Source organism: Seohaeicola sp. 4SK31 (assembly GCF_028802875.1).
Lineage (GTDB): Bacteria > Pseudomonadota > Alphaproteobacteria > Rhodobacterales > Rhodobacteraceae > Seohaeicola.
The window spans coordinates 80,174-93,833 of the sequence record NZ_JARAMP010000012.1 but is presented as its reverse complement, the minus strand read 5'-3'; the positions used below and the strand labels follow the sequence as shown (position 1 = coordinate 93,833).

At 60.4% G+C, this 13,660-nt stretch carries 13 protein-coding genes and 2 pseudogenes; 10 read left to right on the top strand and 5 right to left on the bottom strand.

What is annotated here, in order from left to right:
* Positions 1 to 11: 11 nt before the first annotated feature.
* Both PVW27_RS11695 and PVW27_RS11690 read right to left on the bottom strand, forming a co-directional pair.
* On the bottom strand, positions 12 to 668 hold the full coding sequence (locus PVW27_RS11695; protein ID WP_274557910.1) for an acetate--CoA ligase family protein: 657 nt from the start codon (positions 666 to 668) through the stop codon (positions 12 to 14).
* Positions 669 to 682: 14 nt separating this feature from the next.
* Positions 683 to 2,098: an acetate--CoA ligase family protein gene (locus PVW27_RS11690; RefSeq protein WP_274557908.1), complete on the bottom strand. Its 1,416-nt coding sequence runs from the start codon at positions 2,096 to 2,098 to the stop codon at positions 683 to 685.
* 155 nt (positions 2,099 to 2,253) lie between these two features.
* Between PVW27_RS11690 and PVW27_RS11685 the strand changes: the two genes are divergently transcribed.
* From PVW27_RS11685 to PVW27_RS11645, 9 genes are all read left to right on the top strand, one after another.
* Entirely contained in the window at positions 2,254 to 3,468 is a 1,215-nt protein-coding gene (locus PVW27_RS11685; RefSeq protein WP_274557906.1) for a CaiB/BaiF CoA transferase family protein, read from the top strand.
* Positions 3,469 to 3,498: 30 nt separating this feature from the next.
* Positions 3,499 to 4,665: an acyl-CoA dehydrogenase family protein gene (locus PVW27_RS11680; RefSeq protein ID WP_274557905.1), complete on the top strand. Its 1,167-nt coding sequence runs from the start codon at positions 3,499 to 3,501 to the stop codon at positions 4,663 to 4,665.
* Between the two features lie 38 nt (positions 4,666 to 4,703).
* Positions 4,704 to 5,492 (top strand): CoA-binding protein, encoded by a 789-nt coding sequence (locus tag PVW27_RS11675; protein WP_274557903.1) that lies wholly within the window; start codon positions 4,704 to 4,706, stop codon positions 5,490 to 5,492.
* 25 nt (positions 5,493 to 5,517) lie between these two features.
* Positions 5,518 to 5,754, top strand: a complete 237-nt coding sequence (locus PVW27_RS11670; RefSeq protein WP_274557902.1) for a hypothetical protein — start codon at positions 5,518 to 5,520, stop codon at positions 5,752 to 5,754.
* 22 nt (positions 5,755 to 5,776) lie between these two features.
* Complete coding sequence (locus PVW27_RS11665; protein WP_274557901.1) at positions 5,777 to 6,181, top strand: IS1595 family transposase; 405 nt, start codon at positions 5,777 to 5,779, stop codon at positions 6,179 to 6,181.
* A gap of 192 nt (positions 6,182 to 6,373) precedes the next feature.
* Positions 6,374 to 7,105: a class I SAM-dependent methyltransferase gene (locus PVW27_RS11660; protein WP_274557900.1), complete on the top strand. Its 732-nt coding sequence runs from the start codon at positions 6,374 to 6,376 to the stop codon at positions 7,103 to 7,105.
* 239 nt (positions 7,106 to 7,344) lie between these two features.
* Positions 7,345 to 7,806 carry a hypothetical protein gene (locus PVW27_RS11655; protein WP_274557898.1) on the top strand — a complete coding sequence of 154 codons (462 nt, stop codon included), beginning with the start codon at positions 7,345 to 7,347 and terminating at the stop codon, positions 7,804 to 7,806.
* An 18-nt stretch (positions 7,807 to 7,824) separates the two neighbouring features.
* On the top strand, positions 7,825 to 8,976 hold the full coding sequence (locus PVW27_RS11650; protein WP_274557897.1) for an acetate--CoA ligase family protein: 1,152 nt from the start codon (positions 7,825 to 7,827) through the stop codon (positions 8,974 to 8,976).
* Between the two features lie 136 nt (positions 8,977 to 9,112).
* A complete protein-coding gene (locus PVW27_RS11645) occupies positions 9,113 to 9,937 on the top strand; it encodes an IclR family transcriptional regulator (protein ID WP_274557895.1) in 825 nt (274 codons plus the stop codon).
* Between the two features lie 184 nt (positions 9,938 to 10,121).
* Here PVW27_RS11645 and PVW27_RS11640 read toward each other — a convergent pair.
* Positions 10,122 to 10,415, bottom strand: a pseudogene (locus PVW27_RS11640) (integrase core domain-containing protein); the annotation flags it as partial.
* 136 nt (positions 10,416 to 10,551) lie between these two features.
* Here PVW27_RS11640 and PVW27_RS11635 point away from each other — a divergent pair.
* Positions 10,552 to 11,841: an IS110 family transposase gene (locus PVW27_RS11635; protein ID WP_274557893.1), complete on the top strand. Its 1,290-nt coding sequence runs from the start codon at positions 10,552 to 10,554 to the stop codon at positions 11,839 to 11,841.
* Between the two features lie 202 nt (positions 11,842 to 12,043).
* Here the strand turns inward: PVW27_RS11635 and PVW27_RS11630 are convergent.
* Positions 12,044 to 12,370, bottom strand: a pseudogene (locus PVW27_RS11630) (DDE-type integrase/transposase/recombinase); the annotation flags it as partial.
* Between the two features lie 220 nt (positions 12,371 to 12,590).
* A complete protein-coding gene (locus PVW27_RS11625) occupies positions 12,591 to 13,526 on the bottom strand; it encodes an IS110 family transposase (RefSeq protein WP_274557891.1) in 936 nt (311 codons plus the stop codon).
* Between the last annotated feature and the right edge of the window lie 134 nt (positions 13,527 to 13,660).

The window sequence follows — 13,660 nt, the reverse complement described above, 5'->3', positions numbered from 1 at the left end:
TGGCTTGCGTATCATGCGTCGTGCTCCTTATCACTTGCCGTCGCGGGCTCCAGGACGATCAGGGCGTCGGCGGCGATCAGTCCCTTGCTGTCGGCCCGGACCATCACAGGGTTTATTTCGATTTCCGAGATCAGGTCGGCGTTTTCGGCGAAGAAAACAGATATGCGTGAAATCAGCTGCGCCAAAGCGTCGCGATCGGCCGGTTCCTTGCCGCGCAGCCCCTTCAGCAGGCTTGCGCCGGGACCCGAGTCCAGCATCGCCGCGGTGGTTTGCATATCTGACGGTGCGAGGCGAATCTCTGCCGCGTCGATCAGTTCCACCAGAATGCCGCCCGGACCCGCCAGAACGATCGGGCCGAAGGTCCTGTCGCGTTTGCAGCCGATGATCCATTCGGCCACCGCGCCCTCCTCCATGGCCTCGATCAGCGGCGTGCCGCTGGGAATCTGTTCGCCCATCTCGGCGGCGGCCTGCCTTGCCGCCTCCGGGGAAAGCCCCAACCGCACAAGACCATGATCGGATTTGTGCGGGTAGTCGTCATGACACAGCTTTGCGACGCAGCGCCCGCCCGCGGGGTTGCGCTCTGGCACGGGCACGCCGATCTGCCGGAGCAGGTCCTTCGCGTCCGCCTCGTGGACCACCTTGCGCCCGATGCGCTGCCAATGCTCCAATGTTTCTCTGGGGGTCATGCTACTTCTCCCTGCATCGCCATCAGCGCCGCGAGGCCCGACGCCGCCCTGGCAGGCGAATCATAGACCGGAACCGCGCGTTCCCGCAGGGCCTCACCCGATGCGTTGCTGCGCGCCGCACCCGTCCATACGATCAAAATCGGCTTGTCGGTGCCGTCATAGGCCTCGGCCAGCGCGTCGATGAACTGTTGATCCGGCACAAATGTGATTATTGCGACGGCGATATCGACGCGTGGATCCGCGGCGATGGCTTCGAGGCAGCGCCCCACATAGGTGGGATTCGCCAAAACCACCCCGGTCAGATCGACCGGGTTCTTCACCGAGCCATAAAACGGGACATAGCGCGACAGTGCGGTCTGCGTCGCCTCGTCAAGCACCGGCACCTCGAAGCCTGCGACCTCGGCAAGGTCTGTCATCTCGACGCCGAGCCCCCCAGTGACAGAGATGATGCCGACACGGTTGCCCACAGGCCGCCGCCCCGCGGCCAGCGCCGTCACTGCATCGACAGCGGCCACGGATTCGCGGGCACGGATGACGCCGGTTTCGCGGAAGATCGCGCTGATGACCCGGTCATCGCCGGCCATTGCGCCAGTATGGGACTGGACCGCCCGCGATCCGGCGCGGCTGCGCCCGCCCTTGACGACGACGACATGCTTTCCGGCCTGCGTAAGGCGACGCGCGGCCTCGGCAAAACGGCGCCCGTCGCGCAATTCCTCGACGTAACACAAGACCACGCGGGTCTGCGGATCGTTCCCCAGATAATCCAGCAGATCCGCCGCTGTCAGGTCCGTCTCGTTGCCACTGGACACGATGGCATTGATGCCGACGCCACGTTCGCCAAGGCGCAATGCCATAAGGCCCGCGAGGGCACCTGACTGAGAGATCATCGCAACAGGGCCGGGCCGCAGGCCGTCGAACATCGGGCTGAAGGTTAGCTGGAGATCCGAAGTCGGCCGCACGACGCCTTCGCAATTCGGTCCGACAAGACGAAACGGCGCGTCCCGCATGATCCGGCGCAAGCGCGCCTCGTTTTCATTTCCCTCTTCGCCGGCTTCGGAGAAGCCGGAAGTCACGCCAACGACCACCTTCACTTCGAGCGTTGCGCAGATTTCCAGCGCATCCAGCGCGATATCGACGGGCGTGGCCAGAACAACCACGTCGATCGGGCCGTCGATTTCCTGCAATGTGCGCGCGGCGGGAAGGCCTTCGATCTCGCCACCGGCAGGGTTCACAGGAATGATCCGACCGCGGCAGCCATTGCTTTTCAACAAGGCGAGCACCGCTTGCCCGAGCTTTCCCTTGGTGCGCGAAGCGCCGACCACAGCAATGGTGCGGGGATCGAACAAACCATCCAGTGCCTCCGCAACCGTAGGTCGGCGGCGGGGCAATTGATTCGTGTCTGGCGCTGACATTTCTTCCTCCGTCAAGAAAATTTTTCTCTCTGTCCGCGCGATCTAACAACTGTTCGATTGCGCTCGCAATTCATTTCAAATCCGATCAGACTGACGCCGCCAGTCCCGAAAATTCGGGCTTGACGACTGCGAATTGGCGATAGGGGAGGAACTGCGTGAGCACGAGTGACGGGCCGCTGAGCGATGTGAGGGTAATTGAAATGGGGCATGTGATTGCCGCGCCGATGTGCGGCGCGCTGCTCTCCGATTTTGGTGCCGACGTGATCAAGATCGAACGGCCGGGGGAGGGCGACATGCTGCGCGTTCTGAGCGTGCGCGCCAAGGATGGGGTGGGTGTCTGGTGGAAAACACTGGCCCGAAACAAGCGGCTGCTGGCGCTGGACTGGAAATCCGACGAGGGACACAAGGTTCTGCGCCGCCTGGTGGAAAACGCCCATGTGCTGATCGAGAATTTTCGTCCCGGCGTGTTGGAGCGGGCGGGACTGGCGCCGGAGGTTCTGCATGAGTGGAACCCGGACCTGGTGATCGTGCGGATCTCGGGCTATGGCCAGACTGGGCCGCGTGCATCCTGGCCGGGATTTGGCCGGGCCGGCGAGGCGATGAGCGGGCTGGCCCACATGACAGGTTTTGCGGACGACGCGCCGATGCACCCCGGATTTCCGGCGGCGGATTCGACGACCGGGCTGATGGCGGCCTATGGCGCGATGATGGCGCTCCATGCGGTGCGCAACGGCAGCGCCCGCGGCCAGGTGGTTGATCTGGCAATATTCGAGCCGCTGTTGCGCCTGATCGACTACCACGTGCCGACGCGCACCGGCGCGGGGCTGCGGGTTGATCGCAACGGGCTGCAGGCGCCAAATTCCTACGCCCCGGCGGGGGTGTTCCGCGCCAAGGACGGAAAATGGGTCACCATAAGCGCTGGAAGCGCTGCGACGGGGCGGCGGCTGCTGGAAGCCGCAGGCGGTGCGGAATGGGCGGCAGAGCCGCAATTCCTGACGCTGGACGGCTTCGCCGAGCACATGGATGATATCGTGAAACAGCTGGGAGCTTTCGTCGCGCAGCTTGGGGCGCAGGAAGCGATCGACATCTTCCGCGAGCATGATGCCGTGGCGGCGATGGTCTATGACGTCGATGACATTCTCGCAGACCCCCAGATCGCCGCGCGGGGCGACATCGTGGGTGTCGAGGGTGACGACACCAAGGTTGTCGGCCCGGTCCCTAAACTTGACAAGACGCCCGGACGCCTGCGCTGGCTTGGCCGCAGCGAGCTGGGGGCGGACAGCCGCACGGTGCTGGAAGAGCTCGGTTACGACTCTGGCCAGATCGACGGTCTTGTCGAAATAGGAACGGTCGGCGAACCCGGCCATTGATCCAAGCATACGAAGATTGAGGAGGAAATCGTGACCTATCAGATGACAGCGGAGCAAGAAGGCATCCGCGATGCGATCCTGAAGATTTGCGCCGAATTCGACGATGAGTTCTGGCTCAACCGGGATCGGGAGGGCGGGTTCCCGCATGAATTGCACCAGAAGCTGGCCCGCGACGGCTGGCTTGGCATCGCGATACCCGAAGAATACGGCGGCGCCGGTCTTGGTATCGTCGATGCCGCCATCATGATGCAGGCCATTGCGGAATCCGGGGGCGGCAACAGTGCGGCCTCGGCTGTGCACATGAACATCTTCGGCCTGAACCCGGTGGTCAAGTTCGGCACCCATGACCAGAAGAAGAAGTATCTTCCGCCCCTGGTGGCGGGAGAGCAGCGCGCCTGTTTCGGCGTGACCGAACCGACCACCGGCCTCGACACCACCAAGCTCAAGACCCGCGCCGTGCGCCAGGGTGATCGCTATGTGGTGCATGGGCAGAAGGTCTGGATCTCGACGGCGCAGGTGGCCGACAAGATCCTGCTTCTGGCGCGCACGACGCCGCTGGAGGAGGTCAAAAAACCGACCGAAGGGCTGAGCCTCTTCTATACCGATCTTGACCGCACGTTCGTCACGGTTCGGGAAATCGAGAAGATGGGCCGCAAATGCGTCGATTCGAACGAGTTGTTCATCGACGGGCTTCCCATCCCCGCCGAGGATCTGATCGGCGAGGAGGGTCAGGGGTTCCGGCAGATCCTGCACGGGCTGAATCCCGAACGGGTGCTGATCGCCGCAGAGGCCGTCGGCATCGGGCGCAACGCGCTGCGGCGTGCGGCGAAGTACGCCAGCGAGCGGGTCGTCTTCGGGCGGCCGATCGGCCAGAATCAAGGTATCCAGCACCCCCTTGCCGCCTGCTGGGCAGAGCTGGAGGCCGCCAATCTGATGGCCATGCACGCCGGCGCCCTTTATGACGCAGGCAAACCCTGCGGCAACGAGGCTAACGCAGGCAAATATCTCGCTGCGGAAGCGGCGGTCAAGGCGACGCAGACGGCGCAACTTACCTTCGGCGGCTTCGGCTATGCGAAGGAATACCATGTCGAGCGCCTGGTGCGGGAGGCCATCCTGTTCCGCATCGCGCCGGTGACACCCCAACTCGTGCTTTCGTTCATCGCCGAGCATGCGCTTGGTCTGCCGAAGTCCTATTAATCCTGAGTTTCAAGAGAGGTACCATGCGAATTAACTGAATGGATGCCAATTTCGCCCCACGATCTGTTGCCGTGATAGGCGCTTCAAGCGACCCCAGGCGCATCGGCGGGCGGCCAGTGGACTTTCTCAGGCGGCGCGGGTTCGCGGGCCCGATCCTGCCAATCAACCCGAAATCCGCCGAGGTGCAGGGCCTGCCCGCCTATCCGTCGCTTGCCGAGGCACCGCTGGTTCCGGATCTGGCGGTGATCGCGCTGCCTGCTTCGCTGGCCGCCAAGGCGATCGAGGAATGCGCCGCCCGTGGCGTGGGCGGGGCGGTGATCTTCAGCTCCGGTTTCTCCGAGGTCGATGCCGAAGGCGCGGCGCTTCAGGCGCGCATGGTCGATATCGCCCGTGAAGCGGGGATGCGGCTGGTCGGGCCGAACTGCCTTGGCATCGCAAATGTCCGCCAAAACCTTTTGCCGTGTCCGCAAATCGTGTTGGTTAGCCTTCGTGTTTTCACATTCGGCCAATATCCCTCCGTAAACCATTCCGGAGATGCCTTTGAGAAACCACGATTTTCGCCGGTTCCTGGACCGAATTTCTCACCTGAGTCCTGCACAAATAGCGGTAGCTGGGACCGCCTTTCAGGAGGTTCGCAGGAGATCCGAAGCGCTTGCCGAAATCGAAACACGAACAGAGCAAGAACACAAGTGCCCGTTTTGCGACTGCGAGGCGCGCCAGAAATGGGGCACAACGAAAACGAAGGTCCAGCGATATCGCTGCTCTGGCTGCCTCAAAACCTACTCGGGGCGAACAACCTCGATCATTCGTTATATTCACCGCCCTGATCTTTTCCTGGAAGTTCTCCGTGACATGATGGGAGATGCACCGCCTTCGCCGGTTCGACGCCTCGCCGATGCCTTGGGCGTGAATAAATACACCATCTGGCGCTGGCGCATGATCATTCTCGATGGATTGTCTGGATCATCTTCTGAAGTCTTCGCAGGTATCGTCGAGGTAGATGAAACCTTTCAGCGGGAGTCGCGAAAGGGATCGCGTGAATGGGTCAATCATCTGCGCAATCCTGCAAGCCACCCTGCGCTTGCATGAGTATGGCAAGGAGGGTATTCCCATGATGCGAGGGCTGTCGCGCTGGCAGGTGCCCATTCTGACGCCGGTAGATCGGAACGGCGCCCGTCGGGCCGAACGCATTCCAAACCGAACAGACAAGACGATTGAGGCCGCGCTTGCGCCGTTCGTGGCCCCAGATACCGTCCTGTGCTCTGATGGCCTTTCTGGCTACAAGAACTTCACTTCGCGCAGGCAAATAACTCATGTCGAAATCAAACCGAAACAGACATCAACCGGCATCTCGTCAGCCTACCACATCCAGAATACTAACTCGCTCCACCAACTATATAAGACCTTTATCCGGCCTTTCCGCGGCCCAGCCAGCAAGTATCTCGAAGGCTATATTTGCTGGTTCATTGCGAGGTCCTTGAAACGCGATCCAGTTGAGGTTTTTCGAACAATATGAGAGTTCACAAGTGGCGATATCAGGCCAGACTGGCATTTCGCGGGGGTAGCGGGGGTAACTGAGTAATACCAATGTCTGAAACGCAATGACTGCCCTGCGTCCACCTTCGCCGGGGGCTGCAATGCGCACAGATGGGTGCTAATGTAGGTTCAGCCGCCTTTCGTATTGGGATACACCAAAGAAAGACCGAGTATGACCAATCTCTACGACACCATCGGTCTAAATTATGCCGAGCTACGACGTCCCGACATGAGGATCGCGGCCCCGATACACGCAGCACTTGGCAAAGCGAGCACCGTCTTGAACGTAGGTGCTGGAGCAGGGTCTTACGAACCAACAGATCGAACCGTAATAGCGCTTGAGCCGTCCAGTGCGATGATTGCGCAGAGACCTGCTTCAGGAGCACCGGTAGTGCAGGGGGTGGTTGAAAATCTGCCATTTGCTGACGGAGCATTCGACGCTGTAATGGGAGTTCTTACAGTGCACCACTGGACCGATAAAGCGAGAGGCATGAGTGAGATGCGTCGCGTGTCACGTGGACCAATAGTGATCCTGACCTATGATCCGGCTTTTCACGATTTTTGGTTGCTTGACTACTTTCCAGAGCTTGCCACTATTGATGCAGGAGTTATGCCAAAACTTGACCACTACGCGGAATGGCTCGGCCCAGTCAGCGTGACTCCAGTCCTCGTTCCTCATGATTGCACGGACGGATTTGGGGCGGCTTACTGGCGTAGACCAGCTGCCTATCTCGATGCGAGAGTTCGAGCTGCGATGTCCTCATTCTGGAAGATTGGAGACGTGTCTCCTGGTGTCGAGAGGCTTCGGTGCGACCTCGAAAGTGGCCAGTGGGATCAAAAATATGGGTATCTTCGTCAACTTGAGGGACGTGATTGCGGTTACCGTTTGGTGGTTGCGCCGTAAGATGAACGCATTTGTGGCAATCCAGACGGCTTCCCAAGATTTCCTCGGAAGAGGTCGCGGGGTATATTATCTGACCCGCAAATGGCTCTAAGCCAAGCCGCACTACCCAAAGAAATGGACTGATTGGCCTGCCTCGATTTTCCTACAGCTATTTTACCCAACACGATTTGCGGACACGGCAAAACCTTTATGCGACATTCACACCGGGGGTCGATAAACATCTGCCCCGGCCCGGCGGCGTGTCGATTATCAGTCAGAACGGTGCCTTCGGATCCTATTGCATGACGCTGGTGCGGATGCGCGGCCTAGGAGTCAACATCTGGGCGACGACGGGCAATTCCTGCGATGTCGATTTTGCCGATGCCGTGGCTTATTGCGCCGAGGATGAAGATACCAAGGTGATCATGGGCTATCTTGAGGGCTCGACGGACCGCGACCGTCTGGTCGAAGCGCTGGAACTCGCGCGGGCCAAATCCAAGCCGGTGATCATGATGAAGGTCGGGCGCAGCGCGGTTGGCGCCGAGGCGGCGCAGTCGCACACTGCATCCCTCGCGGGCTCTGATACCATCTATGATGCGGCCTTCCGTCAATACGGTGTCTACCGTGCCCGGTCGGTGGATGAGATGTTCGACGTCACCTACGCCTGTTCGGAGTCCGCTTCGCTGATGAAAGGCGACCGGCTGGGCATCGTGACCATCTAGGGCGGTGTCGGGGTGCTGATGGCTGATGAGGCCGAGGACTGCGGCCTAGAAGTGCCGGCCCTGCCGGATCATGCACAAAAGAAGCTCAAGGAGGTTCTGCCCTTCGCAGGCGTGCGGAACCCGGTGGACGTGACGGCGCAACTTGTGAACCAGATCGACCTGCTGGAAACCAACATGGATGTGTTGTTCGGCGACGGCCATATCGACGCTGCGATCATCTTCATGTCCACGGTCGGACTGGTCGCGGACCTGAACGAGGCGATCCGGGCCATTCTGGAAAGAACCCGTGTGAAGTTTCCCGGCAAACCCTTGCTGTTCTGCTCGCTGACCGAGCCGGAAGGGCGCGCCGCCTACGAACCCACCGGGTTCATCGTCTTCGAGGAGCCGACCCGTGCGGTGCGTGCGATGGCCGGATTGCGCTATTTCGCACGCTCCTTTAGGCGCGCAGGCGAATCCGATCCCATTCCCGAACTGTCAGGCCTGTCGCCCTTCCCGGACGCAATGGTTAACGAGATCGAGGCAAAGGCCCTGCTCGCCGAGGCCGGTATCGCGATCGTGCGCGAAACGCTTGCGGCGACCCCGGCGGCAGCCGGCGCCGCGGCCGATAGCATGGGCTATCCGGTTGTTCTCAAAATCGCGTCGCCCGACATTCTGCACAAATCCGATATCGGAGGTGTCGCGCTGAACCTGCGCTCGGCCGAGGAGGTCCGCACTGCGGGCGCGCGCATCCTGAAGCTGGCCGCCGAGAAGATGCCGGAGGCGAGGCTCGACGGTCTGGTGGTGGCGGAGCAGGCCGCGCCCGGTCTGGAAGCGATCCTGGGCGTGACACAGGATCCGGCTTTCGGCCCGGTGGTCATGTTCGGCCTGGGCGGGGTGCTGGTCGAGGCCATGGGAGACGTGTCCTTCCGGGTTGCGCCCTTCGGCCCGGCCGAAGCACGCCGCATGATCGACGAAATCCGCAGCCGAAAACTTTTGGACGCTTTCCGGGGCGCGCTCGAACGTGACATCGACGCCATCGCCGAGGCCCTGGCGCGTCTGTCGGCGTATGCAGCCCACCACGGGGCAGCGCTTGTGGCCATTGATGTCAATCCGATGATCGTCGGTGTCCGTGGCGAGGGTGCCCTAGCCGTGGACGCAGTGGTCATCCCGGCCGGGCGAGGAGGCGACTGACACCCGGCCCGACACGCTCCGTTCACCTGGTCTCGTTCAGCGCGCGACAAGCCGAAAACGAACCATTGACAGGATTTGCATGCGTGGGCATCCTTTTGTGAATGGCGTTCATATACGTGCACACAGGGGGGGGGTTATGGGAGACACGGTTCGAACTTCGATTCAGGGGGGCGGGGATCACATCGTAAAATCGGTCGCCCGAACCTGTCAAACATTGGTATATTTCGACGAGGTGCGCCGGCCGCTGTCGGTCGTGGAAGTGTCCAGAAAACTGGGCTATCCGCAGTCGAGCACCTCGGCGCTGCTCAAGAGTCTGGTAAAGCTCGGCTTTCTGACGCATGATGCCCAGAAGAAGAACTACTTTCCCACCGAGCGCGTCCCCTTGCTTGGTTCCTGGATGAACCCTGACCTGTTTGGCGAAGGCATCATACAGCGGCTGCTCAAGACAATTTCGGAACGGACGCAGCATGTGGTGGTTCTGGCCACAAAGAACGGTGACGAAGCCGAGTATCTGCAAGTGATCCGTCCGAAGAAATCGCCGATCCACCACATTTCACTCGGTGCGCGGCGCCCACTGGGAAACTCTGGCGTGGGGCGGGTTCTGATGAGCCGTTTCAGCGAAGAAGAGGTGGGCCGCCTGCTCCGAAAGATCAATGCCTATCGCGCGCCCGGCACGCCGGCGGTGGACGTGAAAGCCTTTCTCGACTCGTTGGCCGAGACCCGTGCAAAGGGGTATTATCTTTCGACCGATCAGGTCGTGAAAGGTGCCGGCTTGATCTCGATGCCGTTTCCCAACCATCTCAGCTCGCGCCTTTTCGCTGTCGGGGTTGGCGCCCCGACAGATGTGATCCTGCGATCTGAGAAGGAGATTGTTAAGATCATGTGTGAGGAGATTGTTCACACCCTGGGCAAGAACGGTCAGGCGCTCAAATCCCGCACACGTCAGCTGCGCATGCCGTGAACTGATCCGGCGGGTTCTACCCTGCGCGTCGGTATTGGACTGGATAACCTGAAGGGGTGAACACCAGTTCGGGGTGCTGTGGGGATGGCATCCGTCCCAGACAGCACCCCGATTGTAACGGGTATCGGTCGAAAGCGTTCGCCCGGTCAGTGGGCTGCCCCCATCGAGTGGTCCGGTGTAAATGTTAGTGCATGGTCGGCCTCTGGTCTATTGAGACGATGCTTTCGGGTGCTGGTGGCCGGTATCCCAGAGCGCTGTGCGGTCTGACTGTGTTGTAGTGGCGCCGCCACTTCTCGATCAGAATCTGGGCCTCGCGTAGCGAGTAGAAGACCTCACCGTTCAGAAGCTCGTCCCGGAACCTGGCATTGAAGCTTTCGCAGTAGCCGTTTTCCCAGGGTGATCCTGGTTCGATGAAAGCCGTCTTGGCACCGACTGCTCCGATCCAAGCTCGCACCTTTTTGGCGATAAATTCCGCGCCGTAGCACGTCGGGAAGAAGGGCTGCTGGTAGGTTATGGCCGCCTGCGCAGCCTCTAAATTGCGCAGCGGGTGGCCATAGCCGGGTCTCAGGTCTCAACAGTGGTTTTGCACAACCACACTGCTGAGGAGACCGGCTATGACCGCTACCCATTCTACCCCTACGACCGTGTTGGTCGCTATCGACATTTCCAAGCATCGGCACGAGGTGCTGATTGGCATCCCGGGCAAAAAGCGCCGCCGCCGCATGACAATTACGAACACCCTGGAGGATTTTCAGCGCCTGTCAGCAGCTCTTACCAGCTATGACCTGCCAGTGAGGATCGGGTTTGAGGCGACCGGCAATTATCACCGTGCCTTGGCCCACCATCTTGGCCTGGCCGGATTTGACCTGAAGCTGGTCTCTTCCGTGGGCTTGGCCAGAACGCGCGAGGCCCTGCACAATAGCTGGGATAAGAACGATCCCAAGGACGCCCAGGTCATTTTGCATATGCTGGAGATCGGGGCCGTGCAATTCTTCCACGACCCGCTGGTGACCGGGACAGCCGATATCCAGGAACTGTCGAAGACCCACGAGATAGTTTCGCGCTCGAAGACTGAGTTGTGGCACCGCATCCTCACGCATTACCTGCCGCTCTACTTCCCTGAGGCGGAGCGATTTCACCGCAATTCCCGCACCGACTGGTTTCTCGCATTCCTTGAGAAGTATCCCACACCACACATGATCAAGGCCATGGACCGGGAGGCTTTCGTCGCCGATGCTTGGCAGGTTGTCGGCCGCAAGGTTTCCAAAGAACGTATGCTTTCAGACATTTACGACACGGCGGTTGAATCTGTAGGCCTGCCGGTTCACCCGGACTCCGATGCGGTCCGCATGTTCCGTCTCGTGTTAGCCGAGGGCCGCAGTCTGATCCGACAGCGCGATGAGATCGAGGCACGGGCCGTCGAGCTTCTGTCCGATCTCCCCGACTTTCAGCTGCTGACGACCATTCCCGGCATCGGCCCGATCAACGCTATGACCATCCTGGCCGAGGCCGGTGACCTGCGTCGCTTCCGGCACCATCGACAGTTCCTGAAGTTCTGCGGCATGGACCTCGCCACAACGCAATCCGGCATGTTCCGTGGCCAGAGCCGCATCTCGAAGTATGGCAACGCCCGGCTGCGCCGCACGCTCTGGATGGCCGGTCAAACAGCCGTGCTAAAGCGGACCAACAGCTTCCGGGACAAGTTCGAGCGATACATCTCGAAGGATCGACACAATGCCCATCTACGCCGAAAGGCTTACACCGCGATCGCGGCCAAGATGGCGCGCGCCGTACACGCCGTGGTCAATCACGGCGCACCCTATCGCCCCTTCTTCGAAGGGGTGAGCCCAGGCGGAAGGACCTCTCTCTGTAGCAGCCGTGGAGGCAATTCGCTGACCTCGTAGATAATGTTTGGGCCTTCTGCTTGGGATTTGGGATCTCGTATTGAGGACGGTGAGGGCCGCAACCGCGCGTACCCTGTGTTTGCTATGGAAGAGATCATTTCTTGACGGCAGAGCCCGTCTGGGCAACGATTCAGGGCATCCGGTTCGCCGGATGCCCCCATGACCTGCTGACTTAAACAGCCAAAAGTTCCCGACATAGGACGTTGTCGGATCTTATGTATTCCGGCGGACCGCGCAGGATGAACAGGTCGGTCAAGGCGTCGACCACGTCGACGGAATTAAGCCTGCGTTTGACGCGGATCACCATGGCCTCCTTCGTGAACTCATCGATGATGTTGAGGGTGCGAAACAGCCGCCCGTCATGCGTTCGGTCCTGCACGAAATCATAGGACCAGACATGGTTTGGGCGTTCTGGCCGGAGACGGACACACGACCCGTCATTCAGCCAGAGCCTTCCCTTCTTAGCCTGTTTCTGTGGGACTTTAAGCCCCTCCCGCCGCCAAATCCGCTCTACGCGCTTATCGTCTAATCGGTCAATGCAATTTCCAGGTCTTCTATGTCGCGGTGCTCCCATTGCGTTGTCGTCTTCGAGGTCAGGTGTTCAGAACTGCCTCACAATGGCGCCATGCTTGAAAGTCTCTCGATGTGATTCACGCTGTCATCGCCGATGTCGGGGGCGTGCAGCAAAGCGCGTCGCGAGATGACTTTGGCCAGACCCGGAACGTGCCTGGCGTTCGGTTGTCTCAAAATTATGTGGTGAAGCTCCTGTTCTCGAACATCGTGTTTGTTTTCCACATGGTCAGAAGCGTAACGGCCAGCTTGCGCGCCAGTGCGACGCGGGCTTTCCAGCTCCCGGATCGGGCGCTCAGTCGCAAACCCCACTGCTTCAATGCAATCGAAGGCGAAGCGCGATACAGGATCACTGTGGCAGCCTCGAATAGCAGCTTGCGGGTCAAGCGATCTCCCGTCTTTGATATCCGCCCGCCGATGTCGACCTCGCCCGACTGATAGCGCTTGGGCGTCAGCCCAAGATAGGCACCGACGTCGCAGGCTGACCGGAACCGAGTTGGGTCGTCCACAGCCGTCACGAAGGCGATCGCCGTAAGACTGCCGACACCGGGGGCACTTGAGACGATACGGCAAGCCTCGTCTTCTCGTGCGAAGCGAGCGAGTTGCCGGTCAAATGCCCGGCGCTGGTCCTTGAGCCCGGACAGCACGGACAGCAGGCTTTCAAACAGATCGCGCAAAACGGCATCGACTGGCAACGCGCGGCGCACTGACTGCTCGAAGACCTGCCCTTTACCCGTCGACAGCTGTAATCCGAAAGTCTTGGCCAAGCCTCTGATCTGATTGATCATCGTCGTGCACATGCGCACGATACGCTCCCGCGCCGTCAGAACGGCACGCATGCGGTAACGTTCAAAGGACTTGATCGCCACCGGTTCATACCAGCCGCTGTGCACCAAACGGGCAAGCCCGAAGGCATCGTTGCGATCCGTTTTGTTGGCTTGCAGTTTCAATGCGGCAGCAGCACGCCGTGCGTGAATGCAATCGACTGTGATCCCTTTCTCCCGCAGGGCATGCCAAAGCCAGACGGCTTGAGGGCCCGTTTCCATACCTGCCCGCACCAGATCCGGGGCCTTCTCACGCATGATCGCTGCAATCGTCTCGGCCGAACTGGGCACGCTGCCTTCCCAAACACGTTGGCCGGGATCGTCCAAAACCGCAGACGGCAGTTTCCTTCATAGACACGTCGAGTCCCACAAAATGCTTCATCTTCTCCTCCATGCTGATGAAAGCGGTAGCGTAGCACGAGAGC

Excerpts from the sequence above, each read along its gene's own strand:
- PVW27_RS11645 (WP_274557895.1), top strand. The coding sequence starts at position 9,113 with ATGGGAGACACGGTTCGAACTTCGATTCAGGGGGGCGGGGATCACATC.
- PVW27_RS11660 (WP_274557900.1), top strand. The coding sequence starts at position 6,374 with ATGACCAATCTCTACGACACCATCGGTCTAAATTATGCCGAGCTACGA.
- PVW27_RS11690 (WP_274557908.1), bottom strand. The coding sequence starts at position 2,098 with ATGTCAGCGCCAGACACGAATCAATTGCCCCGCCGCCGACCTACGGTT.
- PVW27_RS11670 (WP_274557902.1), top strand. The coding sequence starts at position 5,518 with ATGATGGGAGATGCACCGCCTTCGCCGGTTCGACGCCTCGCCGATGCC.
- PVW27_RS11675 (WP_274557903.1), top strand. The coding sequence starts at position 4,704 with ATGGATGCCAATTTCGCCCCACGATCTGTTGCCGTGATAGGCGCTTCA.
- PVW27_RS11650 (WP_274557897.1), top strand. The coding sequence starts at position 7,825 with ATGGCTGATGAGGCCGAGGACTGCGGCCTAGAAGTGCCGGCCCTGCCG.
- PVW27_RS11635 (WP_274557893.1), top strand. The coding sequence starts at position 10,552 with ATGACCGCTACCCATTCTACCCCTACGACCGTGTTGGTCGCTATCGAC.
- PVW27_RS11665 (WP_274557901.1), top strand. The coding sequence starts at position 5,777 with ATGATGCGAGGGCTGTCGCGCTGGCAGGTGCCCATTCTGACGCCGGTA.